The sequence below is a fragment of the Paenibacillus sp. BT-177 genome (genome assembly GCF_025846815.2).
Classification (GTDB): domain Bacteria; phylum Bacillota; class Bacilli; order Paenibacillales; family Paenibacillaceae; genus Paenibacillus; species Paenibacillus polymyxa_C.
The window spans coordinates 116,864-142,390 of sequence record NZ_JAOYTP010000007.1 but is presented as its reverse complement, the minus strand read 5'-3'; the positions used below and the strand labels follow the sequence as shown (position 1 = coordinate 142,390).

Sequence of the window (25,527 nt, the reverse complement as noted above, 5' to 3'; positions counted from 1 at the left end):
CTCATTGAGCGGGTTTTTCTATGGATCAAGTCAGAATGTTGTTGATTTTATTTCCCTGACGGGCATTACTTCGTGCTTCTGTTCACCAGTTCACGCGGATTGGTACCATCGTCTATCGTTAGCGGGGTAGGAGCACCCGTAGCAATTCGTTCCCAAGGTACCATTTTAAAGTTCTGATTTAGCTTTTTGCCGTTTTGGAGATTTTCGTCATCTTGTAAAACGAAGATACCATGAGGGAAATTCTTGCCTAATCCGTAGCCAAGAACATCAATACCGTCTGTGACAGACGTACCATCTACGGTAGGGCTGTCGCCGATCGTGAAGTTGCTAATATAGGCATTGTCGCCTTGTCGTTCATAGATCGCATAGCTGCTGTTGCCTTGACTGGAGGCCATCAGGTACCCCTTGCCGTCCTTGCCATAATACAATGTGAGTCCCTCTATGTCATCGTGAAGTCTGCGTCCATCTGCAATATCAACACGTCGCAGCGGCTTAGATGAACCGTCTGGCTCGGCGCTATATTTCCAAATGGCGTAATCCTCTTCAGCAATGTACAGCGTACCATATTCATCATCGGCGACCATGCCCTCGGATTGCGTAGCCAGCTTAAACTGGCGGACAAGCTTGCCGGCAATTTTGCCGTTTCCGTTGTCAGTCAACTCATATTGCTCGAATTCGCCCTCTTTGCCCAAAACGAGCGCGTAAAACTTATCTGTCTTGAGGCTATGGTATAAACTGAATCCATATACTTCTTTCATGGTTGCTTTAATAGGTTTGCCAACCACGTTGGTCAATGTTCCTGATTCACCATCAATGGCAAAGATATCGATCGTATTGTTGGTTCGATTGGTTGCGCCTGCAATATCGATCTTTTTACCGCCCAGTGTAAAACCGTAACGAAGATCCACGTTGTTCATTTTTCCGACTTTGATGTTCTGCAGTTGCTTGCCATCCAGATCATAGACTAAAATTCCGCCACCTTTATTGGTAGCTAAAATTCTGCTTTTATCCGGATCAACCGGATTGAGCCAGATCGCAGGGTCATCAGCTGCATCTTCTCCATCCTCCACGGCTTCTGTTTCGACAGATGGGGTCACTTTATAGGTGGGAACTGCGTCTTTAGGATCTGCATATTTGCTATTTTCTGCTTCAAGCGCAGTAATCACTTTTGTAGGAAGATATACATTTCCATTGATCATCTTAATTTCTCGGTCTGCTTTTCCGCTTTGGCCAGCTAGACGATATTGCTTCTCACCGACTGTAAAAGTCCCGACAATGCCATTTTTCAGCTTGATCAACACTGAATGGTCATCACTGTCCCATGTAATGGTTGCCCCCATTTTATCCGCGTGTGTTCGTAGTGATGCGTACCCGGATGGCTGAATGTCTGCCGCATGGGTCAGTTCTGGTGATACCAGAATCCCTGTTAACATGGTTAATAATGCTAGTTTATTTACCTTCATATGTATGCCCCTTTTCTGAAGCGAAAATGATATAACCGACTCAGTATAAAGTGACAATATCAAAAGAATACAATCAAAATGTAAAAGAGACGTAAACATTCAATTGGCTGGTTTCCAGTATTGTTGTCTGTAATTTTTCGGTGACATTCCAAATCTCTCCTTGAAACACTTTGAAAAATAGCTGGCTTGAGAAAATCCTGTTTCCTCCGTAATTTGCTGGATGGACCAGTCGGTTTGCAGCAAAAGACTGCGTCCCTGATCCAGACGGTAGTCCATCAAATATTCAAGTGGTGTGCGCTGGAAGGCGGCCTTCATGCATCTGGCAAGATAATTTTGATGTACGTGAAAATGTGCCTCCAGGTCTTTATTCGTGATGGCATTTCTGTAGTTTTGTTTTAAGAATATTTCGATTTGTTCAGCTAACTTGGAGGAACTGCTTTTGTAATTCTCATCATATTCCAAACTCTGAAAAATATTCACAAATGTTTGTTGAGTCTCCCATAGAGCCAGCTTTCGAGTTTTTAAAGTAGAGGCTAGTAAATAGTCCAATTTGGAGAACAGCTCATGGGGATTAATTAGTTTTTGATATTTGGGTAGATGGATGGTGGTATGTTCTGAGTGAAAATGCAGCTCAGGAATGGGGGTGCTAGGGATAATAAGATTCGGCGAGGATTGGGCGCACCACATACTATTAGTTTGAAAATGAAACCAGTAAAAGGAGGTTTGTTCTGTACATGCCTCTATGGGGAAATGGTGCTTATCCGGCTCAAGAATAAGTGCATGATTTTCAGTTATCTTCCACGATTCATCTTCCTCACCGATGTGCAATAGTCCCTCTTTAATAATAATTACGTCAAAATAACCCAAGTTATAGCGATTCGGATGCCAGTCTCCTTTTTGATATGTAGTGAAATTTCCCTCTATGAAATAGGGCAATGGAGGGACAAGGAAAGATAGAAAGTCTGTTTTGCTCATAGAAGTCAGCTCCTTTGTGTGTGAAATCGTATAAGTTTTAGTTAAAGATCGCGATTTTTTTTATAAATTCAGGTTGATAAAATAAGGACTGTAGCAAGGGGAGTTCAGGTTAGCTTGTTCGATATTATCATTACTTTATCCTTATTTTTTCAAAAATGAAAGCGTTCTATTTTCAGGAAGGGATGTTTATCCAATGAAAACGGCAAAACCAGTGAAGCATGTCATCGTCGATGATTCATTTTGGAAAAAGTATAAGCAGGTTGTGGCGGAAGAGGTTATTCCTTATCAGTGGAAAGCATTAAATGATGAATTACCAGATACAGAACCCAGCCATGCGATTGAGAACTTTAGAATTGCGGCCGGGGAATCTAGTGGAGAGTATTATGGAACCGTTTTCCAAGATAGTGATCTTGCCAAATGGTTGGAGACGGTTGCCTTTAGTTTAAGGGATCATCCAAATTCTGCGCTTGAAGAGCGGGCTGATGAAGTCATTGATCTATTGGGAAGAGCGCAAGCTGAGGATGGATATCTGAATACGTACTATTTGCTGAAGGAACCTGACAATCGTTGGACAAACTTAAGGGACAATCATGAGCTGTATTGTGCGGGACATTTTATAGAAGCGGCTGTTGCTTATTATGAAACGACGGGTAAGACGAAATTCCTCAACATTATGGAGAAATACGTAGACCTGATTCAGCAGATATTTGGTACAGAAGAAGGGAAACGGAAAGGCTATCCGGGGCATGAAGAAATTGAGTTGGCCTTGATCAAATTATACGACGTAACGGCTAAGGATCAATACCTCAAATTAGCGCAATATTTTATCGAACAGCGGGGACAGCATCCTATTTATTTTGTGGAGGAGCAAGAAAAGAGAAAGCATATTCAAACAGAGCCCACCTGGAATGATGATAACAATATTAATTTTGGCCTAGGCTTCGAATATCAGCAAGCACACCAACCAGTGCGAGAACAAAAAGAAGCCGTTGGTCATGCGGTAAGAGCAGTGTATCTGTATATTGCGATGGCAGACCTAGCTGCAAAAACGGGAGATGCCTCTCTGCTACAAACCTGTGAAACGCTGTGGGATGATGTCACGAACCACAAAATGTACATTACTGCCGGAATCGGATCTACGGTGAACGCGGAAGCATTCACTTGCCATCATGATCTTCCCAATGACAGCATGTACTGCGAAACTTGCGCCTCTGTAGGGCTGGCTTTCTGGGCCAATCGTATGCTGCGCTTAGCGCCGGACCGGAAATATGCCGATGTTCTGGAGCGTGCGCTCTACAATGGAACGATTAGTGGAATGGATCTGGATGGGAAACGGTTTTTCTACGTGAATCCGCTGGAAGTCAATCCTTTCCAAAAATCGAGAAAAGATCAGGAACATGTAAAAACAGAGCGGCAAAAATGGTTCTTCTGCGCCTGCTGTCCACCCAATTTGGCGCGAATGATTGCATCGGTGGAGAACAATATGTACACCCAGACCGAGGATACGTTGTATACGCATCTGTATATTGCCAGCAAGGTGAACATGACTTTATCTGGACAAGAGGTTGAAATTACACAAACCCATCATTATCCGTGGGATGCGGATCTTGCTCTTTCGATTCATGTAACAGAGCCAACTGCATTTAAATGGGCACTGCGAATTCCAGGGTGGTGCAAGCAGGCAGAGGTAAAGGTGAATGGGGAAGTCATATCACTAGACCATCTTGAAAAAGGCTATGTCGAGATTCAGCGCACTTGGAAGGATGGGGATATGGTAACTTTGCACTTGGCTATGCCGGTGGAGCGTATTCGGAGCAACCCGCTTGTCTCCATGAACCAGCAGCAAGTTGCTCTTCAACGTGGTCCAGTTGTGTACTGTCTGGAAGAAGCGGATAATGGGGCGAATCTGGCAGGATTAAGATTACCAAAGGATAACCCCGTTACAGAAGAATTTAGCGAAAATCTGCTGGGTGGCATTGTAAAGCTGACCATAGAGGGATATCGGGTAAAAGGTTCAAATGCATTATACAGCTCGGAGCCCCCTGAACTTGTTCCTCAACAAATTACCGCCATTCCTTACTACGCCTGGTGCAACAGGGCCAAAGGGGAAATGCGTGTATGGGTTTATGAATTATAATTCATTCGCATGGGGAGAGGAAAGATCATGAGTACGAGAATTGTGAGTACGGAACCACCCGAAAAAGCAGCCAGTACCGTTCCTTTTCATCGTAAAATCAGCTATTCGTTAACGGATACGGCAGGCAATCTACTATACTGTGTCATTTCCAGCTATCTACTATATTTTTATACGGATGTATTCGGTCTTTCTATTGGGATTGCCGGAACATTACTATTTATCACCCGTTTTATTGATGCCATTGATGCCCCGATCTGGGGCATCCTGATTGACCGAACCAAATCAAAATACGGCCAGAGCAGACCTTATTTTCTATGGCTAGCTGTTCCGTTTGCCGTGTTCATGGTCCTTACGTTTACGACGCCCAATTGGAGTGAATCGGGGAAAATTGCATATGCGGCCATCACTTATATCATAGCGGGTATTTTGTATACGGGAATCAGTACACCGATTACGTCTATTCTGCCTAACCTGAGCACCAACTCCAATGAACGCGTGGTCTTGAACTCTTTCCGTATGGTCGGGGGAAACGTGGGCTTCTTCATCGCCACCACGTTCACCTTGCCTCTGGTCGCCTTCTTTGGACAGGGGAATGACCAAAAAGGATTTTCTCTAACGCTCGTTTTATTTGGAATTATGGCGATTATTATGTTTTTCATAGCGTTCGCCGATTTGCGTGAAAATGCGGCAGTGAAAACGAAATCTGTTCCCATTGCTAAAAGCTTTACAGCCATCAAGCGAAACTGGCCCTGGATGCTCGTTGTAGCTGCTAACCTGTGTTACTGGATCGGTTTGAATATTCGTTCTGCTACGCTTATCTTTTATCTGCAATACAATCTGGACAGTAAGGACTTGGTGCCTTTAATCAATGGACTGACCTCTTTGCAATTAATCTCTATGGTTCTGATTCCGTTGTTTGCCAGAAAATTAACTAAAAATACGATCATGATTATCGGATTGATATTAGCTGCATTAGGTCAAGTTGTGATTTTAATGGGAAGTACAAACTTAACCCTTATTATTGCTGGCTGGATCATTGGTGCATTAGGATCAGGCTTTGCGTGTTCTATGCCATTTGCCATGTTGTCCGATACAGTTGATTATGGGGAATGGAAAAATGGAATTCGGGCAAGTGGATTCCTGACTTCTATTGGAAGCGCATTCTGTATTAAAGCAGGTAGCGGAATTGGCGGATTATTGCCAGCATGGGTTATGGGTAGCACGGGCTATATTGCTGGAAAGGTTCAGACCCCGACTGCTTTGTCTGGCATTCAGTTCAGCTTCATCTGGCTGCCGTTTATCGTCTTCTTGATCGGAATTATTCCTATGTTTTTCTATAAGAAATTCGAAAAGAATGAAGCTTCTATTCAACAAGACTTAATTGCGAGAAGATCATAGATATTCTCTTAACAAGGTGTTATGAATACCGAGGGATAGTGTAATCCTGTTTCAAAACCTGTTCACCGAGCTGAGCAGGTTTTGAGGTTTTTTTTCTATTCAAATGTGAGTAAAGCCATTGACAGAATTTTCTTTTAGAGTGATACTTCTATGTAGAGAAAAGTGTACAGAATCAAGAGCCAGAGACATCTAGCCTTGCAACTTTATACATTTTTTCGCCATGAAAGACTCTTCTGTTGAAGGGTTTTTTTTCAATTTGATAAAAAGAATGTGATGATATGAGTCAACTGAGTGTAAGGATGAGAACGCACGGCTTTCTGAATCGGCATTTTTCTGGAGAGTCTATTGATTATCGGCAGATGATTGCCTTGTTTATCCCGCTTCTAATTGATCAGGCTTTTATCGTGGGTCTTAATTTGGTGAACACAGCAATGATTAGCTCGTCAGGGATGGCGGCGGTCAGTGCTGTAAATATGATTGATTCATTAAATATTTTCCTAATTAATGTGTTTGTGGCAGTGTCTACCGGGGGTACGGTTGTTGTAGCGCAGTATAAGGGGAGCGGCAACGATCTTATGGTCTCTAAAGCAACATCCGGTACGATATCCTCCGTTTCCTTGCTGGCCTTATGTATCAGTCTGTTTATGATCCTGTTGTACAATCCCATTTTAAGCGTCCTGTTTGGCTCTGCCTCGGCTGATGTATTGGCTAACGGCAAGGTGTACCTGCTGGGAAGCTGTATGTCTTTCGTGGGGATTGCGATCGTTGAGGCCGTATGTGGAGCGCTGAGAGGGATCGGCAAGACGAGGGCGTCGCTGGCTCTTTCGCTCATCATGAACCTTTCGTACGTGCTGCTGAATGTCGTATTTATTAACTTGTTAGATATGGGTGTACTGGGCATGACGATTGCAGTCAATGTGTCCAGATATGCAGGGGCTGCCTGCGCGTTGATTTATTTGGTTAGGGTAGATGACGACTTGCGTGTTCAGCTTAGAGATATGCTTTATTTTAATCTAGCCATGCTTAAAAAGATCCTGTTTATTGGTCTTCCTTTTGCAGCGGAACAGATGTTTTTTAATGGAGGTAAAATTTTAACGCAAATCTTCATTGTGAACCTGGGGACCAATGCATTGGCGACGAATGCCATTTGCTCATCCCTAGCTAACGTGTTCCAAATTCCTGCGAATGCTTTGGCTCTTACGATTGTGACCGTGGTTGGTCAATGCATGGGACGGCGAAATGTACAAGATGCCCGCAAGTTTACCAAATCATTTATTTGGCTGTCGTCCGGTTCGTTTATTGTAATGGGACTAATCCTAATGCCTTTGTTCAAGCCGATGGTGGGGCTGTTCCATCCGCCTGCTGAAATTGTAGATGACATTTTTATGGTCATGCTGATTAATACGCTGGCCCAGATTCCACTCTGGTCCATCGCCTTTATTACACCCTCTGCGCTTAGGGCGGCAGGAGATTCCAAATTTACGTCCCTCACCTCGATGCTGTCCATGTGGTTGTGTCGGGTAGTGCTCGGGTATGTCTTGGGCATTGTGTTCAACTTGGGCATTGTGGGTGTCTGGCTGGCCATGGATATTGAATGGGGTGTGCGGGGGATCGTTTTCCTCTGGCGCTTCCGCGGCAGCAAATGGGTCCAGCATCGTTTGATCGACTGAATAGGTCCACTACTATAAAATTGACCTCGGAATGAGGCGCTTTATAGTAGTGGATTTTTTTATAGACGGTTAAAGTTACGTACGCCTTATTCCATTCTGATCCCTATATTGCCTAACTGCACTCCCTGCTGCATACGGTAAAAGGCTTGCGCTGTATCTTGTAGAGGGAAGACGCTATCTATAATGGGATGAAGGGAATGGCGCTCCATGAATTGGAGCATATCTGCGAATTCCTCACCGCTCCCCATAGAGGTACCGATGATGCTAATCTGTGGGAAAAATATAGAACGCAGCGGAATCTCTATGTGATCTCCTGAGCTTGCGCCAAATGTAATGATCCGGCCATCCGGTTTGATGACATCCAGATATTTGTCGAACGTAGCGGGTCCGATGCTGTCAAGGATCAGATCCACGGTGTCTCCGTTCATGCTTTCTTTCCAATCGCTATCACTGTCGAATGCATGATGAGCGCCATGGGCGAGGGCAGCTTGTTTTTTTGCTTCGCTACGTGATGTGACGCTGACCCGTGCGCCCGCCGCTAAAGCCATTAACATGGCATACGTGGCTACCCCACCGCCAATACCGGGAATAAGGACATGGACCCCCTGCTGTAATTGGCCTCTAGTGAAGAGAGCGCGGTAAGCGGTCAAGGCAGACAAAGACAGTACCCCTGCTTCTTCCCAGGACAGGTAAGCTGGCTTGCTGACGGCATTTTGAACGGGAATGATAACCGATTCGGCCAATGTCCCGTCTGAAGGAACGCCCAGAATGGCAGGAACCAAGGGAACGTGGTGCGTCTTCTCCCATCCGATACATGGATTGATGATTACGTCAGTGCCTACCAGTGAGGTTGGGACGCCAGCGCCCACAGCCTCGATCACGCCTGCTCCATCCGATCCGAGAATGAGTGGAGCATCGTTGGCGGTTCGATCCGCCATGAGGAACAGATCCCGATGGTTCAAGCCTGCGGCTTTGAGTCTGACCTTCACTTCGCTGTGCCCCGGCTGTCTGTCCGTAACGTCCTTATACATCAGGCCCTCAAGGCCATTTTTGCCGGTATGTATTACAGCTTTCATTTTAAAGCCTCCTGTGGTCGATTTTAGATGCATTTGCATGTACTTTGAATTGTACAGAGCGGCAAGCATCCGGTAAAATGAACAAAATCGAACGTCAGTATCATAAATGATCATACCAAGCAGGTGATGTATATATGGAAAGCAGTGATTTGAAAATTTTTCGGGCGGTTGCTCGCGAGGGCAGTATCACAAGGGCTGCGCAAGTGTTGAACTATGTACAGTCCAATGTGACCTCACGGATTCAGCAGCTTGAGGCACAATTAAACGTACCGCTATTTCGCAGATCTAATCGCGGAATGACACTAACGTCGGCAGGAGAGAATCTGCTGGAGTATGCGGAATCCATACTGACCTTGCTCGACGAGGCAGAGAAGTCTACTCAATATTCGGACCAGCCTGCGGGACCGTTGCGATTGGGCTCGATTGAGACGACTGCGGTTACGCATCTAACGACTTTATTGACGGGATATTACGCTGAATACCCTAATGTGCAGCTATCGCTGATGACCGGGGGAACGCATGCCCTTGTACAAAAGGTATTCAATTACGAATTAGATGGGGCATTCGTCTATGGCCCTGTCGATGATCCGAATATAGAGCATGTTGCGGCGTTTGAAGAGGAGTTGGTGCTTATTTCGGAACCGGGAGAAAGTGATATGAGCAAGTTGCTTGCCAAGCCTATGCTGTTCTTCGATGTAGGCTGCACACATCGGGCAAGAGCGGAAAGTTTTCTGAGTGATGCAGGTGTGGATGCGTATCAGATTATGGAATTCGGAACATTGGAAGTCATTTTAGGCGGTGTAGCCTCTGGTCTGGGGGTGTCCATGCTGCCACACTCGTCAATTGTAAAGGCGAAGAAGGAGGGAAGTATTGCTTCGCATCGTTTACCCGAAACATATCGTAAATTAGAGGTGTGGTTTGTTCATCGGCGGGATTCGGTTTACTCCAGTGCGCTGTCAGGATTGCTCCACTGGATGAAAAAGGATGTTATACTTAACTGGGATTAAATTGACATCAGGGGTGTATCATTTGGAAGAACATAATTTATCGAAAAATCCATCTACAGTAGCTCCGGGAGAATTTGTGAGGAATGGCGGTTATCAACGACGAGAACCAGATAGGATGGCGGTATTATCAGAAACATACGGAGCCTCTATCTTTTTCAGGAGATGGGCCGCCTGGATGATTGACTTCATTCTTATCGTCTTTGGGTATGGTGGGCTTGTCTATTTTATAGCGAAAAAAGTAGCTGAAGCTGAAATCCCAAATATGGGTATGGTAGTGATACTCTTCTTGATTGGCTCTTTCTGCTATTATCTGTTGCTGGAAGGACTTACAGGCTATACGCTGGGCAAGTTTGTACTTCGCATTCAGGTCGTGAATGGAGAAGGAATGCCGCCAGGCATGATTAAATCGTTGATCCGTACGCTCATACATCTGGTGGATACGAACCCGCTGCTTTTCTGGGGGCTGCCCGCCGGTATATGTGTGCTGGTGACACCTCGGAAACAACGAATTGGAGATATGGCCGCCAATACATATGTAGTTAGGACACGGGATTTGGGGAAGGTGAGCAAAAAGAAAACCGGGATTATTGCAGGAGCAATCATCCTGATGACGATCACTTCGATTGTCTTGGCTGTATCCTTAATTTCTACGCTCATTACTCAAATCGTGAAGCCTGAGGTATTTACCAGTAAAGATAACCAGTTTGCGGTTACGGCTCCGTGGAATTGGTCACGAGATAATAGGATTAATGAGGAAGCGGATATTTCCATTAAAAATGAATTTACCGATAGATATTTGATTGTATTGTCTGAACCGAAAAGCGACTTTGACAGCAGTATGACCCTTCAAGAATATAAAGGAATCATTGAGGATCATTTGGTGTCAGGAATTACGGACCCTGAATTGGGGACCGCTTCAGATATGGTGGTGAACGGATATCCTGCCATTGAGTTTACCCTAAAAGGAGAAATAGACGGGAATCTGGCCATGTATAACGTGACCACAATTGAAACACCTTCGCATTATCATCAGGTGCTTGCTTGGACCTACGCTTCCCGATACGGTCGAGCCCAGCAAGAGCTGCGCAAGATTAGAGACAGTTTCCGTGAAATGAACATGATGTAAAGTGAACCTGAAGCAATAACGATGATTCAAATTATAAGGCGGTAAGCAGAACAAGCAGACAGCTTATAGAAGCGTCTGCTTGTTGTTATATAGGCGGGACAGTGCTACGGAATGGTGCTATAGATGACTTTTGATCACTCGCAATCCGGCAACTTTTGCCACCTTGCCTTGTGGCTGGGCTGTGAATCGAATCGTAACTTCATTCTTTTGATTCGTCACAGATAGAGGTAACTCATAGGCAAATGTCTCGAACTTATTCATTTCCTCGGATTCCAGCTTGCCTTCTCCTAAATTCTGACCATCTGCAGTGATGTCAAAGTCACGATGAGAGCGGTCGGAGTCCTTCAGATAGGTCACTGCTAATTGGACTGGCTCATCAGGGAGCACCTTCATGACAAAAGAGAACCAGCCCCCAGACCATGTGTCGCGATATTTGCGATTATAAATGGACCCCAGGCCAACGTGTTCTCCAGTGAAGGCATGATCCCGTTCAGGCTGCATTTCGGCAGGCTGCACAACATCCACTGTAAGTCGTTCCAGCTCTAGCTGGTACGCTAACGCGGTACGGTATTCTGCCTCTGTTGCTACCCATTCCTCCTTGGAAAAGAGATCCCAGTAGACGGTATAAGAACGATCATATATCTGATAAAACGGACGAAGCTGCAAGTCTCCGATATAGCCAAGGTCGTTTAGATGGAATGTATTCGGCTCCTTCTCATCAGCAATCAGCTTGGTTGTCAGGGAATCGGCCGATCCAATCAGAACAGATGCCAGCAGACGTTCCTCGTTGGACTCCTGTACAACAGGACCCAGATCTCCAGCCAGCACAAGTGGGCCGTACATGAATGAAATCCGACGCGGATTATCCGGCATTTCCTCAACTCTTACTGTCATAGGAATATCGTATTCGACCGTATCTCCATCTTTCCATTCCCGTTCAATTACAATATAGCTGGTAGGACAAGCCTCAGCGGCATACTCTTCTCCGTTGATTATAATCTTCATTCCCTGCTCCGCCCAGTGCGGGCATCTTAGTTTAATCGTGAAGAACTTGGGCTCCTTGCTTACGACATGAAGCGTTCCCCGCCCATTTTGCGGAAAGAGGGTTTCTTGTTTGAGCTGTATGTTCATCTCATCCCACGTCACGGTAGAAGGGACATATTGGTTGACATAGATTGTATTTGCCGTGTGAAAATAAATCGCCGTGCCGTACATGGAGTGACTTTCCATACCGGACCCGACACAACATGTAAAATCCTCATATTGAGAATTGAAGGACTTGTGTCCTCCCATTTCCAGCGATACAAAATAGCATACACGTCCATCTACAGGCTGCTGTGAAGCCAGAATATGATTGAACATTGCTCGTTCATAGTAGTCGGCATAGGCTGCGTACGCGTCCCATTCGAACATATGTCTTGTTAATTTCAGCATATTGTAGGTGTTGCAGGTTTCACAGGTGCCTTCGCCCAAACGATCATTCAGCTTGCCGGGTTCGCCAAAATGTTCATTATAGCTATTGCCGCCGATTACGTAGGAATGCTTGTGAACCACCCGATCCCAGAAAAAGCGGGAAAGGTCCGCATATAGAGGTTTGCCTGTCACTTCGAACTGCCGTGCTGCACCGATGATCTTAGGAATTTGCGTATTAGCATGTCGTCCTGCCAGCGTATCGCGACTGTCTGCCAGATCATTCAGCACCTCTCCATGATAAAAGCGTTCTGCCAGGTTCAAAAAGCGTTTTTCTCCGGAATGTTCCGCCAGATCGGTCAGCACCTCGTTCATACCGCCAAACTCGCAATGGAGTACCTGTTGCACCTGCTCATCGCTCAATCCTTGGAATACATCCTCCAGCCAGTCGCCGAGTTTGATTTCCATCGCTAAAGCCTTGGGATGATGAGCGAGCAGGTGGGCATCACGCAAGCCTGCGAAGAGCTTGTGCATCGTATATAGCGGAACCCAGCCTCCGTTAAGATCAAAGCCCTGGGAACGAATATCTCCAGCTTTGACTTCTTCAAAAATCTCTTTCCCACGCGGGATGCCGGAAGTGTATCCGTTTCCATGATTGTTTTGGCATATTTCCAATTCGTCGATTACATAGTTTACTCGTTCCAGTAGTCTCTTGTCGCCTGTGGAGGCAAACATTAGCGCACAGCCAGACAGGTAGTGACCAAGTGTATGTCCACTGATGCCGCGTGCCTCCCAGCCCTCATAATGAGCCGCTTTGGGCTCCAATCCCGCATATTCACGAAAACGTGACAATAAACGGTCAGGTTCCAAACTCAGCAGATAGGTCATATTCAGCTCCATGGCGTGGTAAAGTGGGCCGGAATCAATGCTTACTTTATGCAAGTCAAAAGCTTGTGCTTTCAAAATCATCGCTCCTTAGCTAAGATGAAAGTGTATATTTCTCCACTACATTAGCATTGGAGTCGCGGTATGTCAGTAGCTTAACCATACAATAGGTGGACAAATCCGAACATGAATCTAAAGAGGCGATAACATGACCTATCTGAAAGTGAATGTAGATGCTCCGATCCAACTGATCTCGGCAGGCGAGTTCGTTTCCGAGGTGCCATGGAAACATATGAGCCGTTCCATTGAGAACTTTGAGCTGATCCTTGGAGTCCAAGAGACGGTATATATACGGGAGGAAGAGGAGGATTTTGAAGTAGGGGAAGGAGATATTCTATTGCTGTACCCCGGTCGTACGCATCGAGGATACCGGGAATCGTTGCCTGGGGTTAAATTTTATTGGTTTCATTTCGATGTACCTGCGACCCCGAATGTATTATCTAGTGAGGAAATGAAGCAGGAAACAAGTGCAATGGACGGGCTTGTACAGCGCCATGGCGTGATACGCGATATCTATTTACCGCAAAGTGTACAGGCAGATAACGGTGATCGGATTCATATTATTGTCAATCAAATCTTGCATGTCGCCAACTCACACTATCTTACGTATCACAGTGCAAATTATTTGTTCAGCTCACTGCTGATCGAGATATCCGAACTGGCCCTCAGTCGCTTGATCTCCAATCCTGTCCATTCACAGGGGAATGTGAGCATGAACAAGATTATTGAGTGGACTCGAATTCATGCTGGAGATCCGCTGACCGTGACCGATTTGGCTCAGAAGTTCAATTACAACAAGGATTATATATCCCGTTTGTTCATGCAGAATACGGGCATGCGTCCCTTGGAGTTCATTCACAGTATTCGAATCAACAAAGCTAAGGAATTGATTTCCCGTACAGATATGAGCATTAAGCAGGTAGCGGAAGAAGCAGGATACACGGATGAGAAGTATTTTATGCGGTTGTTTAAAAAGAGAGTACATATGACTCCTTCACAGTATCGGAATGCCTATCACAAAACATTTATGAACAATGTCTAGTCCATTTCCGCTTCATGGCAGCATAGATTATCAGACTATAATTTGATAATCTGATTTAAGAGAGATTGAATGAGAGCAATCAATACATAATACTTTGTCAAAAGGGGCGAGTGAGATGCTGCAATCACCATTAAAGGAAGAACTGACTCGAATACTCGAAGAGCATTCACTTGATGATGAGTTAAAAGAAGAGATCTATCAGGAAGCCGAAGCTACTATACAATTTCAGCTAGAGCATGAGGAAAACTATGAAAACGTTGGGAATAGTCGGATCGCCGGCTATCCAGATCTGCCGCCCACAATAGAGTGGCCGTGTAATTCAGACGGAGAATATTATACGTTTATTGCGCAAATCAATCTAAGCGAGTTGCCTTTTTCACCATTTGAGGGATTGCCTCATCAGGGCATACTATACTTTTTTCTTGGGCTGGATGAGCCAGCTTACGATATTGAGCATAAAATATTTTACTATAACGGCGACAGCAGTGCTTTGCAGAAAACATTACCGCCCGCTGGGCGCGTAGAGGTGTCGGTGGAGCAACGGGATTTCACTGCGTATGCAATTTCTTTTCATCCGATCCTGACGCTACCATCGGAGGGTGAGCTAGGAGATATTCTATTAGATCAGTACGAAGAGCTTTATGAGCTTTTATATGAACATAGCGACACGGTGTGGGGGCAGCATCAGTCTTTTGCCGGGAACACTCGTCGGGATGCTTATCTGTGCCGTAACGGGCTAAAGGGTCTTCTGTTTAATTGGCATAAGAGTGAGGGTCAGATCCATCAGGAAGCCGAGCAAGCTATGCATAGGGGAAGTACGGAGTATGCGGAGCATTTACGATCCGAAGTGCTGCCTCAGCTGCAAGAATACCAGGCGAATCGGGAAAAGCACGATCAAGCTTCGGAAAATTGGCATGTTTTGCTCTCTGTATCATCCTTGAATGAGGTTGGTATGTGCTGGTGGGACGCAGGGTATTTGGAGTTTTTTATAGATCAAAGGGACTTGAAGAACCTTGATTTCTCGCGAACATATGTTAATCTGGCTACAAGCTAGCCGGGTGCGGCAAGGCCGCTTATACGTAAACGCTGGAGCGGCATGGACTATGTCATGATGTACGAGTGGAATGAGAAAATATAAAAGCCCTTCCGGCTTTCCATCAGGGAAGCCGGAAGGGCTTTTATTATATATACTTGTCTATAGGGAGAGTTTATTTATATCCGCTGCACGGTAAACTCGAATTCCAGCTTTTGATCGGCCGGAATTTGATATTCCTCATGTACCGGAGCACCCCAGCTGTCGTCGCCGCCTACGCCCATTTGCTTGCCAGCTACGGTGACAACGGTGTAATACACATTGGGCAGTTCATACAGATGGCCTGCACTTTCCAGCTCAAACGCTGTATACGGCGAAATATTGCATTCCACTGGTGCGGTGGCAGGTGCTGTAATGCGAATGCCTCGCTGGGAATCGTCGGTAATATCGACCCGGCGCACGCCTGTACGGTTGCCGGATTCCTGTGGCACGACATACCCGGACACATTATCCGCAGCTTTGTTGCGGAATACGCCGAGTCTAGCACCAAAGGCTCGGTCAATGTAATTCTCCTCCGGTCCCATCGCATACCAGTCCAGATGGCGATAGTCCGCTGGAACCTTGAACGAAAGGGCAAAGATCGGCAGGTTAGGCAGCCCTGATACACCTTCATAGGTGGATTTTACGTTCAAACTGCCATCCGCCAAGACGGTGTAGGTTACCGTTACCTGTACGTCAGCATGAATGCTTAGGGTGTAGCGGAACGTAATGGTCACACGGTCTGTCTGCTCTTCCGTGACCTCAATATCCACACATTTACGCGTCAGGCTTGCAGCGAACCAGCCACCAGCTTCAAAACCCAGTGCGGTTCCCCGATCATTGTCTGTGGTTGCTCGCCAGAACAGCGGGGCAGGAGGCGTAGCGATCATCTCACGTCCAGCGTAGCGAAGTGAAGTCAGGCTGCCTGCTCCTTTGGAGAACATGATGGTGAAATCCGTACCGTGAACGCCAATATTTACATCACCATGCGCCACTCGTAGGGCTCCACCTATTGGAGCTTTCAGCGGATTTGGATCTTCCACAATGGAAATATGTTGTCCGAAGGCCACTTCATGCCCAGCCTCAGCCCAGAGCGTCGCTTCCTTCAATACGAGCGCTGTGTGAATGACATATTCCCCAGGCTTCTCGTCTGTGCTTGGGAATGTCAATGGAATATAGGCTTCGGTCTGAGCCGCCACATCCACATGACTCACATTTCGCGCGATCTCTTGACCTTCATGCAGCAGGCTGTATACCAGTTCATAGTCTCCTGTACCCTCGAACAGGTTTTCGTTGCGGATGGTCACACCTTTGGTATCCGGGATGAGCTTCAGATTTTGGTACAGGAATTTGACCTCCTGCATCTTCGGTGAAACCTTCCGGTCTGCATAGACAATTCCGTCTGTACAGAAACCATAGTCTGTTGGACGGTCGTCAAAGTCGCCGCCGATCGCCAGGTACTCGCGTCCGTAGAGATCTTTTTTCATGACCGCCTGATCAATGTAATCCCAAATGAACCCACCTTGATACAGCTCGTATTTGTTCTCCAGCTCGGTATACTTGTGCATGCCGCCTACGGAATTGCCCATTGCATGCATGTATTCGCAACTGATATACGGTTTTTGTGGATTGTCGTTTAAGTATTGCTCGATATCTGCGGGCTTGGCGTACATCCGGCTCTCCATATCGCTGGTATCATCGTACGTACGATTGTGAAACACGCCTTCGTAGTGTACCAGACGGCTCGGATCGGTGGACCGGAAATAGTTAGCGACATTGCGCAGCACTTCACCTGCATACGACTCATTTCCGCAAGACCAGATCAGAATGGATACATGGTTTTTGTCCCGTTCCAGCATGGAAATGGCGCGATCCATAACGATATCCTGCCACTCCGGCAGATTGGCCGGAATATTCCACGAAGGCTCGACTGCGCCGAGTTTTTGCCAGGAACCGTGTGTTTCCAAGTTCATTTCGTCAATCACGTATATCCCGTATTCATCGCAGAGCTCATACCACAGTGTCTGATTCGGGTAATGAGAGGTACGGACAGCGTTCATATTGTTCTGCTTGAGTGTCCGAATATCCCACAGCATATCTTCACGGGAAATCGCACGTCCGGTACGAGCGTTAAATTCATGACGGTTCACACCTTTAAAGACGATGCGTTTGCCGTTCAGATGCATAACCTTGTTGACCATCTCGAATTTGCGGAAGCCGACCTTTTGTGGGATCACCTCGACGAGTGTTCCATTGGCATCATAAATTTGAATGAGCAACGTATATAAATAAGGCTTTTCCGCGCTCCAGCGCTCTACTTGCTCCAAAGTTGCTGACAGCGAGGCGATGCCGTCTGTAAAGTCAGCTTTCAAAGAAGCTACTGTATGTCCGGTGGCATCCTTCACATCGACAGTTGTATGGGCTGTTGCTGGTTGTTCCAAAGTCAGTTTCAGTTCCAGCTGGCCCTGCGTGTAGGTAGCGTCCAGATCTGCCTTGGCATGCAGGTCGCGTACGTGAACAGTAGGGATCGTGTACAGATATACGTCTCTGAAAATGCCGGAAAAACGCCAAAAATCCTGATCCTCCAGCCAAGCTCCTGTACTTCTTTGATATACCTCTACCGCCAGCTTGTTTTCACCAGTTTGCAGGTAGGGTGTTAGCTCAAAGTCAGACGGTGTAAAACTGTCCTCGCTGTAACCGACAAATTTTCCGTTCAGCCATACATAGAAGGCCGACTCGACACCTTGAAAAGAGATGAACACAGGTTGCGCGTCGGAAGCCATATTTTCGGGCAAAACAAATCTTTTGATATAGCTACCGACCGGATTGTGGTCTTCTGGAATATGGGGTGGACGAACGTCTGAATGTCCGTCCCACGGGTACATCGTATTGGCGTACTGCATTTGGCCGAAGCCTTGTGTCTGAATATGACCTGGTACCTGAATATCGCTCCAGCCGCCATACTCAAAGTCAGGGGCATAGAATTCTACTGGGCGAGTGGCCGGATTCGTCGCATAGTTGAACTTCCAGCTCCCATTCAGGCTGTGACGCCAGGCCATATCGGCCTGGTGCTCTGCTTCCTGAAGCGTGGCGTAATACTTATGGTCGGAATAGGCAGGCAAGCGATTTACCGCGAACTTGGTCACATCGGTGAGCCAGTCCAGACTAGGGGTATGAATGGTCAAGGCGAACACTCCTTATTTTTAAATTGAATGAAGACCGTATACAGAAATCTATTATTTTACCGAGCCGACCATACCTGCGACAAAGTGCTTCTGCATCAGGAAGAATACCAGTGCAGTCGGCAATGTGGACAGGACAATGGCGATCATGATAACGCCGTAGTCCGGTGCATAGCTGGAGCCGAGGTTCGAGATCAACAGCGGGATGGTTTGATTTTCTGGCGTTTGCAGTACAATCAGAGGCCAGAGGTAGTTGTTCCAGCTGGACATGAACGTGATGATTGCGGCAGCGGCATAGGTTGTTTTCATCGTAGGCATATACACCCGGAAGAACAGACCTAGCTCGGATAATCCATCCATCCGGCCAGCTTCCAGCAGATCCTTGGGAAACATCTTGGTGCTTTGACGGAAAAAGAAGATCAGGAACGCCGTAGTTACGGTCGGAATAACGACAGAAGAGAGCGTATCAATGCCGATCCATGGTATGACATTAGAAATGCTGCCGAACATCCGGTAAAGCGGGATCATGATTGCCGCAAACGGAATCATCATCGACATCAGCAGGATATTGAAGACAACGTCTTTCGCTTTGCTTCTGTAAATTTCAAAGCCATAGCCAGCCAGTGATGCAATGAGCATAGCCAGCAGCGTCGTTGAGATGGAAACCTTTGCAGAATTACTGAGTGCAGTAACGATGTCTACTTGTTCCAGCAGATTGTGCATGTTATCCATCAGATGGGAGCCAGGCAGAAGTTTGCCTTTCGTCACATCGACTGACAGGTTCGTGGAGCTGGATAGCATCCACAGGAACGGGAAAATCGAAATGAATGATACAAGAATCAGAAAGGCGTACGTAAATGCTCTTTTTGTTTTCATCATTTTTTCTCACCTGCCACTTTAAACTGGATAATCGACAAGATAATGATCATAATGACGATGGAATAAGATACGGTCGCCGCATAACCAAAGTCGGATGAATACTTGAAGGACAGATTATAGATATATTGCGAAATAGAAGATGTCGCGTTACCGGGCCCACCCTTCGTAATATTCATAATTTCATCGAAGAGCTGGAGTGTACCAATCGTCGATGTAATCGAGGTGAACAGGATAATCGGCTTAAGCAGTGGAACGGTAATGCTGAAAAACTGCCGAATCGGGGAAGCTCCGTCAATGCGGGCTGCTTCGTAGATAGAGCTGTCAATGTTCTGAAGACCCGACAGATAAAAGATCATGTTGTACCCAGTCCAGCGCCATGTGATCGCGATAATAATTGTTACTTTGGCCCAGAAAGGATCTGTAATCCATTGGATTGGCGTACCAATCACATGCAGATTCAGCAACAAGGAGTTTACCAAACCGTCAGATGAGAACAGATACTTGAAAACAACCGAATAGGCTACAAGAGATGTGATACACGGCAAGAAGATGGCGGTGCGGAAAAAGCCCTTGAATTTCAGGTTTTTATCGTTCAACAATACGGAAATGAACAGAGCCAGAATGACCATTAAAGGTACCTGGAAAATTAAGTAGATAAATGTATTCTTTACGGCGGTGATGAACATTTTGTCGGTGAACAGGCGCTTATAGTTATCAATGCCGTTAAAACTCAGATTAGACCCTGTACCCGTTTTAAAGGATAAGATCAGCGCCTGAATCATCGGATAAAAATAAAAGGCGGCAATCATGATCACTGCGATGGATATGAACAACCATCCTGTCATACCTGCTTTGAGACGTGTTGTAGTCATTTTGGGCGCGGCTGTCTTCATACCATGTCAACTCCCTATGCAGCAATAAAACCTTGAACTCGCAAGCCCAAGGTTTTAAGTGCTTATCGTTTTATTGTTTAGCCTTGGCTAGATGGACTGTCTTATTTAAGCTGTGCTTCCGCTTGTCCTTGAGCGTCCTTCAGAACTGTGTCTACATCTTTCCCGTTCAGATAGTTTTGAATTTCAACGGTCATGATGTCCTCAATGGCATAAGTGTGCAGGCCATAATTGACTTTTGGAACTTGTTTAGTCCAATCAGCAAACTTCTTATACACTTTGTCGCCACCGAAGTAAGCATCTTCCACGTCATAAGCTTTACCGCTGGAAGCAGCGTTCAATGAACCGACAATTCCGATTTTGCTCAGCATATCTTGATACAGCTCTGGATCTGAACCGAATGTTTCTTTCAGGAAATCAGCAGCGGTATCTTGACCGTCCGAGTTGAGGACATACCAGGAGCTGCCGCCGAGGCTGGAAGCATTCACGGATTCAGGTATATTTTTCAGTTTAGGGAAAGGAACTACAGCCCATTTACCGGATTGCGAAGCTTCAGCCTTAATCGAAGGCGTAATCCAGTTACCTGTTGGTACGGAAGCAACTGCACCACTGTTGAACGCGGCCAAGAATTGACTCCAGTCGGCATTCATTTTAACAATATTAGCGTCGAACAAGGATTTGTACGTCAAGAGTGCTTCTTTTAGAGCTGGATTACCAGCCAGGTTTGGTGTTTTACCGTCTTCTTTCAGGTACCAAGAACCTGCAGTTTGGATCATGCCACGGATCAGACCCAGGTCATTCGGATCTTGAGTCAGCATATCTTTGCCTGTTTTCTGTTTTACAGCTTTACCGATTTCAATAAATTTGTCCCAATCAATATTGGTCAAGTCCGCTACTTTGTAGCCGGCTTGTTCCAGATAATCCGTTCTTACATACAATCCCATAACGCCGGAGTCGAAAGGAACTCCATACTGCTTGCCGTTGTAGCTGGTCGGCCCGATTTTATAATCCGCGAAGTCGGATGCTTTGATCGAATTAGTCATATCATGGAAAGAATCGGGATAGGCTTGCAGGAAGTTCTGTGCCCGGTAATCCTCAATTAGAACCACGTTCGGCAATCCTTTAGTAGAACCGGAGTTGAGGCCGGCATTCATTTTTTGTACGATATCATTTTGAGCATATTCAACAATGTTTACGGTTACATCTGGATGTTTGGCAACATAGCGATCTTTTGCCAGCTTCAGGGCTGCGATATTAAAGTTCGGGTCCCAAGCCCAGACTGTGATTTCTTTCTTGCCTGAATCTGTGGTCGTAGCTGCTTTCTCGGAATTGCTGGAGCACGCGGATAGCAAGATCAAGCTTGCGATCAGCAGAAGGAAAGACATTTTTTTCATTTTGTTCAACCCCTACTCTTTTTTTATATGTTGCTAATCATGTAAAACTTTTTTTGAAAGCGGTTACCTTGTTTATGAATTTAGTTTATCATCCTTGCTTTGCTGGCAGTTAGGAATATCTTTATACAGATTGGTCTTATTATTATGATTTATCTAAAAAGGTACCGCTTACATTTGTACTTTCTTTAGTTTTAGGTACTTTTTATAGACTGAACTAAAGTTCTTCACGAAGCACCATTCCGCCCGCTCCGTTCTTGTTCCACCTTCTTTGTTTAGTTCAGCCTATATTTTTTATGGGGTAGGAGGGGCGGGTTTTAGGATCAGTGGCAGGGTCATTCTTACTTTGGTGCCCTCGCCCTTCTTGCTGGAGATGGTTACGCCATATTCTTCTCCATACAGAAGGGTAATGCGATTGTGTACATTCTGGATGCCGATGCCCGTAAATAGTTGGCGTTTGCTCTTGGGATTCGGCAGTCCGTCTTGCACTGTATACCCATCCAAATCCATACCGTCTCCATCGTCGACCACTTCACAGATTAATGTATCCTCTGTTTTAGACACCAATATATAGATGTGCCCTGCATTCTTCTCATTAAACGCATGGAAAAAGGAGTTTTCGATAAAAGGCTGAATGATGAGTTTGGGCACATGGTACTCCAGACAATCGGGCGATACAAAGTAATTCACTTGTACCCGTTGCCCGTAACGTACATGATTAATAAATACATAATTTTGCATGTTGGCCATTTCCTGCTCGATGGTGATCGTTTCGCTCACATTGCTGATTGTATTTTGCAGCAGGGAAATGAGCGCATTAATCGTCTCGGCGGCGGTTTCCTTGTTTCCTTTGAGCACGAGCATTTTGATGGAAGCCAATGTATTGTACAGAAAATGTGGATTGATCTGCCGTTGTAGTGCAGCAAGCTCTGCATTTCGTTGGCCTTTTTGCGTTTCTAAAAGCTTACGAATATAATCATTTAGTTCATCAAGCATGTAGTTGTATGCATGACTTAGTTGTCTGACCTCATAGCTGCCTGTGACCGGGATATAATTATCAAAATTTTTCTCGCGTATCGTCGACATTTGCTTGACCAACCGAGTCAAGGAACGGATCAGGCGACGGGAAATGAGAAAAACAATCACCAAAGCAATCAGTACGATGGCGATGCAGATCCATACTACAGATTTAACGTCAATAATTTGCCCAACCGCCGTTTGTCTATCGATCATGTTCACCAGATAAAAATCAAATGAAGGAATGTAGTTGGAAAGAACGATACTCTCCTTATTCATCACATCTGCATTAATATAGTTCAGTCCCTGTTCATTGATTTTGGTGGCATAGCCCAGCAGTTCACTGGAGCGTTGTCCGATCAGGTCCTGGCGGTTGCTTGATACAATCAGTCCTGATTTGTCCAAAATCAGCACATCATTACCATTACTCGTGAAATTGTTATAAAAACGCCGAAATTCCGGCTCTCGGATAGCGATGTAGATCATACCGTACATGGTGCCGCTCGTTCGCTCCATAAATACTTTGGAGGCGATAATATAGGGGGTTGGCTTTTGTGCGGTGCTATTCATTTGTTGATGAAACAACTCCGTATCCATTTGATACATAAGCTGTGCTGGCCGTGCCACGCTTCGGGCTGTAATGGCACTGCTCTTAAGCTGTTCCGCAGTTACAGGCCAATAGGACGAGTCGGAGTAAAAGCTCCGACCGTTCATCCCTGTTACAGCGACACCGACATCATAAGCATCGACGTTCGATTTAATTTGCTTCATTTGCTGTGCCATACCAAAGTAAATCCTTGCCGAGTTAATCGAGTCAGATTGGCCGCCAGTCAAATAGTTTTTGACGGTTCCATTTTCCGAAGCATGGGTTACAGCATTCACGATAGAGTCATTGAAGGATTCAAAGCTGGATTGAATCTGGCTAAGCACCTTGGCATTCGTAATACTGAATGTCTCAGCGAATAGTCGTTCAGACATTCGAATCGTCACCAAAGAGGTCAGCAAGGACACCGCAGTGATGCTGACCACCATAACAATAAAGATTTTGAAGAACAGACCTTGATATTTGATCTTGTGGATATATCTTTTCATATTTAATCTCTTTTCTGCTGGCAGATATGCGCTTGCTCTCTAATAGAGATGCTCCCGGCGGTACTGGCTGGGTGAGTAGCCCTTCACTTTTTTGAACACTTTAGTAAAATAGCTGGGGTCCGAATAGCCTACTGTGCTGCTAATATCTGAAATGGGCAGCGTCCCCGATCGCAGTAATTCAGCAGCCTTCTCAACCCGGATTTTGTTCAGATACTCGCTAAATCCCTCTGTATGGTGTGCCGTAAAATAACTGGACAAATAAGAGGGGTTAAAATGAAAATATTGCCCAAGGGTCGTCAAATTGAGTGTTTCAGCATGATGTTCCTCAATATACTCCAGCAGTTTTTTCATGCTTGCACTACTTCCTTGCTGTGTTTTGGCCAGGATCTGTCGGTTCGCTTCCTCCAAAAAAGTCTCCAGCAACCGCACGGCTTCATGTACATGAGGAGCATCATTAATTGTTTTGAAATACGAATATTTCGCCGCATCCAGCTCCTTCATATCATACCCCTGATTCCCGAGCAAAATTGTAATGTTGAACACGATATTTCCGAGCAGCGATTTGAATTCAAAAGCGGTAGAGGTATAGTTACCGGACATGGCGGCTACATAGGACCTCAAATCCTGAAAAGCCGTATCAAAATGCTCACGCTTCATCTCTTCCGTAAACTGTTTTAGGTTAAACGAACTATTCACCTGAATAGGCTGAGGGAGTTCATCTTCCATCAGTAGCGCCGTTTCTGGGAAATAAAACCTGTAACTTAGCAGCTTCGGCAGCTCATCCTGATAGACATTGCTAATTTGGTTAAAATCATCAAATAGATGGCTGACCGCCCAGCCTGTCTGTGGCTCGACCTGCTTCGTCTCTTGAGCAACTTCCCTAACCGCAGCCATCCAGGCGTCTAATTCCCGTGGCTCCAAATTGGCTAAAAAAATAGCTGTATAGACATCAGATGGCAATTGTCGTAGAACCATGTGTTCACAGGCAGAGGCTAACCGATCTGTAAGCTTGGAAAATAGGTCCGAAGCAGAGGTAGTAGTAGAGCGCCCCTTATCTTGCTGTACCGACTGTTCTATACCTATGAGCGCAAAACGGGGATAAGGAAATGCTTGCTTCAGCAGTTCATTGTCATAATCTATGGTATAGCCGGAGATCAATTTTTCGATCACATGATCCATCGTAATTCGATTATTCCCGGCATCTTCCTGATACTGAATGGATGGGATTTTGCGGGCCGTTCGCTGAAGCACTTGAAGCAGCTCATCTGTGTCCAGCTTGGGCTTCAAAATATAGTCAGCCACACCTTGCTGAAAGGTGGAGCGTACGTAATTAAACTCGCCGTAGCTGCTGAGCACAATGACCTCTATATCTGGATAGTTCTGTCTGACTATGCGTGTCAGCTCCTCGCCGTCCATGATCGGCATCACGATATCCGTAATGATAATATGAGGACGTAAGGCTTCAATCAGCTCCAGCGCCTCTTTCCCGTTGGAGGCCTCACCTACAATTCGAAATCCGTATTGTTCCCACGACAAATGATGCTTGATCCCTTGTCGTACCAATATCTCATCATCTACAATCAAAATGTTGCATAGCTCATTCATGACAGCACTCTCCATAATTATATCTATTCAAAAAAGACGCCATTAAGGCGAGGGCCTAATCACCTGACGGAACAGTTGATAACGCTTCCAACTTTAACTAAAAACGAATGCATTCAATCTTTACATGCTAACATAAACGACACGGTGATT

The 25,527-nt window shown here is 45.7% G+C and carries 17 protein-coding genes; 7 read left to right on the top strand and 10 right to left on the bottom strand.

Features of this window, described 5'->3' with window-relative positions; translation table 11 throughout:
• Positions 1-65 precede the first annotated feature (65 nt).
• Together OIU26_RS19745 and OIU26_RS19740 are read right to left on the bottom strand one after the other, a co-directional pair.
• Positions 66-1,463 (bottom strand): phytase, encoded by a 1,398-nt coding sequence (locus OIU26_RS19745; RefSeq protein WP_264217762.1) that lies wholly within the window; start codon positions 1,461-1,463, stop codon positions 66-68.
• A gap of 99 nt (positions 1,464-1,562) precedes the next feature.
• A complete protein-coding gene (locus OIU26_RS19740) occupies positions 1,563-2,438 on the bottom strand; it encodes a helix-turn-helix transcriptional regulator (RefSeq protein ID WP_040102368.1) in 876 nt (291 codons plus the stop codon).
• Positions 2,439-2,631: 193 nt separating this feature from the next.
• On the opposite strand from OIU26_RS19740, the gene OIU26_RS19735 reads away from it, so the two are divergent.
• The 3 genes from OIU26_RS19735 to OIU26_RS19725 all read left to right on the top strand — a co-directional run bounded on the left by OIU26_RS19735 (position 2,632) and on the right by OIU26_RS19725 (position 7,643).
• Positions 2,632-4,575: a beta-L-arabinofuranosidase domain-containing protein gene (locus OIU26_RS19735; RefSeq protein WP_264217761.1), complete on the top strand. Its 1,944-nt coding sequence runs from the start codon at positions 2,632-2,634 to the stop codon at positions 4,573-4,575.
• Between the two features lie 27 nt (positions 4,576-4,602).
• Positions 4,603-5,973: an MFS transporter gene (locus OIU26_RS19730; RefSeq protein WP_025675835.1), complete on the top strand. Its 1,371-nt coding sequence runs from the start codon at positions 4,603-4,605 to the stop codon at positions 5,971-5,973.
• A gap of 278 nt (positions 5,974-6,251) precedes the next feature.
• A complete protein-coding gene (locus tag OIU26_RS19725; RefSeq protein WP_264217760.1) occupies positions 6,252-7,643 on the top strand; it encodes an MATE family efflux transporter in 1,392 nt (463 codons plus the stop codon).
• Between the two features lie 86 nt (positions 7,644-7,729).
• On the opposite strand, the gene OIU26_RS19720 is transcribed toward OIU26_RS19725, so the two are convergent.
• Entirely contained in the window at positions 7,730-8,719 is a 990-nt protein-coding gene (locus OIU26_RS19720; RefSeq protein ID WP_165083308.1) for a zinc-binding dehydrogenase, read from the bottom strand.
• 134 nt (positions 8,720-8,853) lie between these two features.
• Here OIU26_RS19720 and OIU26_RS19715 point away from each other — a divergent pair, with 134 nt between their 5' ends.
• Positions 8,854-9,726, top strand: a complete 873-nt coding sequence (locus tag OIU26_RS19715; protein ID WP_264217759.1) for a LysR family transcriptional regulator — start codon at positions 8,854-8,856, stop codon at positions 9,724-9,726.
• On the top strand, positions 9,704-10,852 hold the full coding sequence (locus OIU26_RS19710) for an RDD family protein (RefSeq protein ID WP_264217758.1): 1,149 nt from the start codon (positions 9,704-9,706) through the stop codon (positions 10,850-10,852). Before OIU26_RS19715 ends, OIU26_RS19710 begins: the two co-directional genes overlap by 23 nt.
• A 117-nt stretch (positions 10,853-10,969) precedes the next feature.
• Here OIU26_RS19710 and OIU26_RS19705 read toward each other — a convergent pair whose 3' ends face one another.
• The gene (locus tag OIU26_RS19705) at positions 10,970-13,225 is read right to left on the bottom strand and encodes a glycoside hydrolase family 127 protein (protein ID WP_264217757.1); all 2,256 of its coding nucleotides are present in this window, start codon (positions 13,223-13,225) and stop codon (positions 10,970-10,972) included.
• A 130-nt stretch (positions 13,226-13,355) separates the two neighbouring features.
• On the opposite strand from OIU26_RS19705, the gene OIU26_RS19700 reads away from it, so the two are divergent.
• A complete protein-coding gene (locus OIU26_RS19700) occupies positions 13,356-14,249 on the top strand; it encodes a helix-turn-helix transcriptional regulator (protein WP_264217756.1) in 894 nt (297 codons plus the stop codon).
• 115 nt (positions 14,250-14,364) lie between these two features.
• Positions 14,365-15,303 carry a YwqG family protein gene (locus OIU26_RS19695; protein ID WP_013368910.1) on the top strand — a complete coding sequence of 313 codons (939 nt, stop codon included), beginning with the start codon at positions 14,365-14,367 and terminating at the stop codon, positions 15,301-15,303.
• 158 nt (positions 15,304-15,461) lie between these two features.
• On the opposite strand, the gene OIU26_RS19690 is transcribed toward OIU26_RS19695, so the two are convergent.
• From OIU26_RS19690 to OIU26_RS19665, 6 genes are all read right to left on the bottom strand, one after another.
• Positions 15,462-18,506, bottom strand: coding sequence for a glycoside hydrolase family 2 TIM barrel-domain containing protein (locus OIU26_RS19690; RefSeq protein WP_264217755.1), 3,045 nt, complete (start codon positions 18,504-18,506; stop codon positions 15,462-15,464).
• A gap of 51 nt (positions 18,507-18,557) precedes the next feature.
• On the bottom strand, positions 18,558-19,382 hold the full coding sequence (locus tag OIU26_RS19685) for a carbohydrate ABC transporter permease (protein WP_013368914.1): 825 nt from the start codon (positions 19,380-19,382) through the stop codon (positions 18,558-18,560).
• The gene (locus OIU26_RS19680; protein WP_013368915.1) at positions 19,379-20,275 is read right to left on the bottom strand and encodes a carbohydrate ABC transporter permease; all 897 of its coding nucleotides are present in this window, start codon (positions 20,273-20,275) and stop codon (positions 19,379-19,381) included. The genes OIU26_RS19685 and OIU26_RS19680 overlap by 4 nt, the downstream gene beginning before the upstream one ends.
• A gap of 101 nt (positions 20,276-20,376) precedes the next feature.
• The gene (locus OIU26_RS19675; protein ID WP_013368916.1) at positions 20,377-21,666 is read right to left on the bottom strand and encodes an ABC transporter substrate-binding protein; all 1,290 of its coding nucleotides are present in this window, start codon (positions 21,664-21,666) and stop codon (positions 20,377-20,379) included.
• Between the two features lie 291 nt (positions 21,667-21,957).
• Positions 21,958-23,772, bottom strand: coding sequence for a cache domain-containing sensor histidine kinase (locus OIU26_RS19670; protein WP_264217754.1), 1,815 nt, complete (start codon positions 23,770-23,772; stop codon positions 21,958-21,960).
• A 39-nt stretch (positions 23,773-23,811) separates the two neighbouring features.
• Positions 23,812-25,377 carry a response regulator transcription factor gene (locus OIU26_RS19665; protein WP_264217753.1) on the bottom strand — a complete coding sequence of 522 codons (1,566 nt, stop codon included), beginning with the start codon at positions 25,375-25,377 and terminating at the stop codon, positions 23,812-23,814.
• Between the last annotated feature and the right edge of the window lie 150 nt (positions 25,378-25,527).

Coding starts and splice junctions, on each gene's coding strand:
- OIU26_RS19745 (WP_264217762.1), bottom strand. CDS start 1,463: ATGAAGGTAAATAAACTAGCATTATTAACCATGTTAACAGGGATTCTG.
- OIU26_RS19680 (WP_013368915.1), bottom strand. CDS start 20,275: ATGAAGACAGCCGCGCCCAAAATGACTACAACACGTCTCAAAGCAGGT.
- OIU26_RS19725 (WP_264217760.1), top strand. CDS start 6,252: ATGAGTCAACTGAGTGTAAGGATGAGAACGCACGGCTTTCTGAATCGG.
- OIU26_RS19735 (WP_264217761.1), top strand. CDS start 2,632: ATGAAAACGGCAAAACCAGTGAAGCATGTCATCGTCGATGATTCATTT.
- OIU26_RS19715 (WP_264217759.1), top strand. CDS start 8,854: ATGGAAAGCAGTGATTTGAAAATTTTTCGGGCGGTTGCTCGCGAGGGC.
- OIU26_RS19740 (WP_040102368.1), bottom strand. CDS start 2,438: ATGAGCAAAACAGACTTTCTATCTTTCCTTGTCCCTCCATTGCCCTAT.
- OIU26_RS19710 (WP_264217758.1), top strand. CDS start 9,704: ATGTTATACTTAACTGGGATTAAATTGACATCAGGGGTGTATCATTTG.
- OIU26_RS19730 (WP_025675835.1), top strand. CDS start 4,603: ATGAGTACGAGAATTGTGAGTACGGAACCACCCGAAAAAGCAGCCAGT.
- OIU26_RS19695 (WP_013368910.1), top strand. CDS start 14,365: ATGCTGCAATCACCATTAAAGGAAGAACTGACTCGAATACTCGAAGAG.
- OIU26_RS19685 (WP_013368914.1), bottom strand. CDS start 19,382: ATGATGAAAACAAAAAGAGCATTTACGTACGCCTTTCTGATTCTTGTA.
- OIU26_RS19700 (WP_264217756.1), top strand. CDS start 13,356: ATGACCTATCTGAAAGTGAATGTAGATGCTCCGATCCAACTGATCTCG.
- OIU26_RS19720 (WP_165083308.1), bottom strand. CDS start 8,719: ATGAAAGCTGTAATACATACCGGCAAAAATGGCCTTGAGGGCCTGATG.
- OIU26_RS19665 (WP_264217753.1), bottom strand. CDS start 25,377: ATGAATGAGCTATGCAACATTTTGATTGTAGATGATGAGATATTGGTA.
- OIU26_RS19670 (WP_264217754.1), bottom strand. CDS start 23,772: ATGAAAAGATATATCCACAAGATCAAATATCAAGGTCTGTTCTTCAAA.
- OIU26_RS19675 (WP_013368916.1), bottom strand. CDS start 21,666: ATGAAAAAAATGTCTTTCCTTCTGCTGATCGCAAGCTTGATCTTGCTA.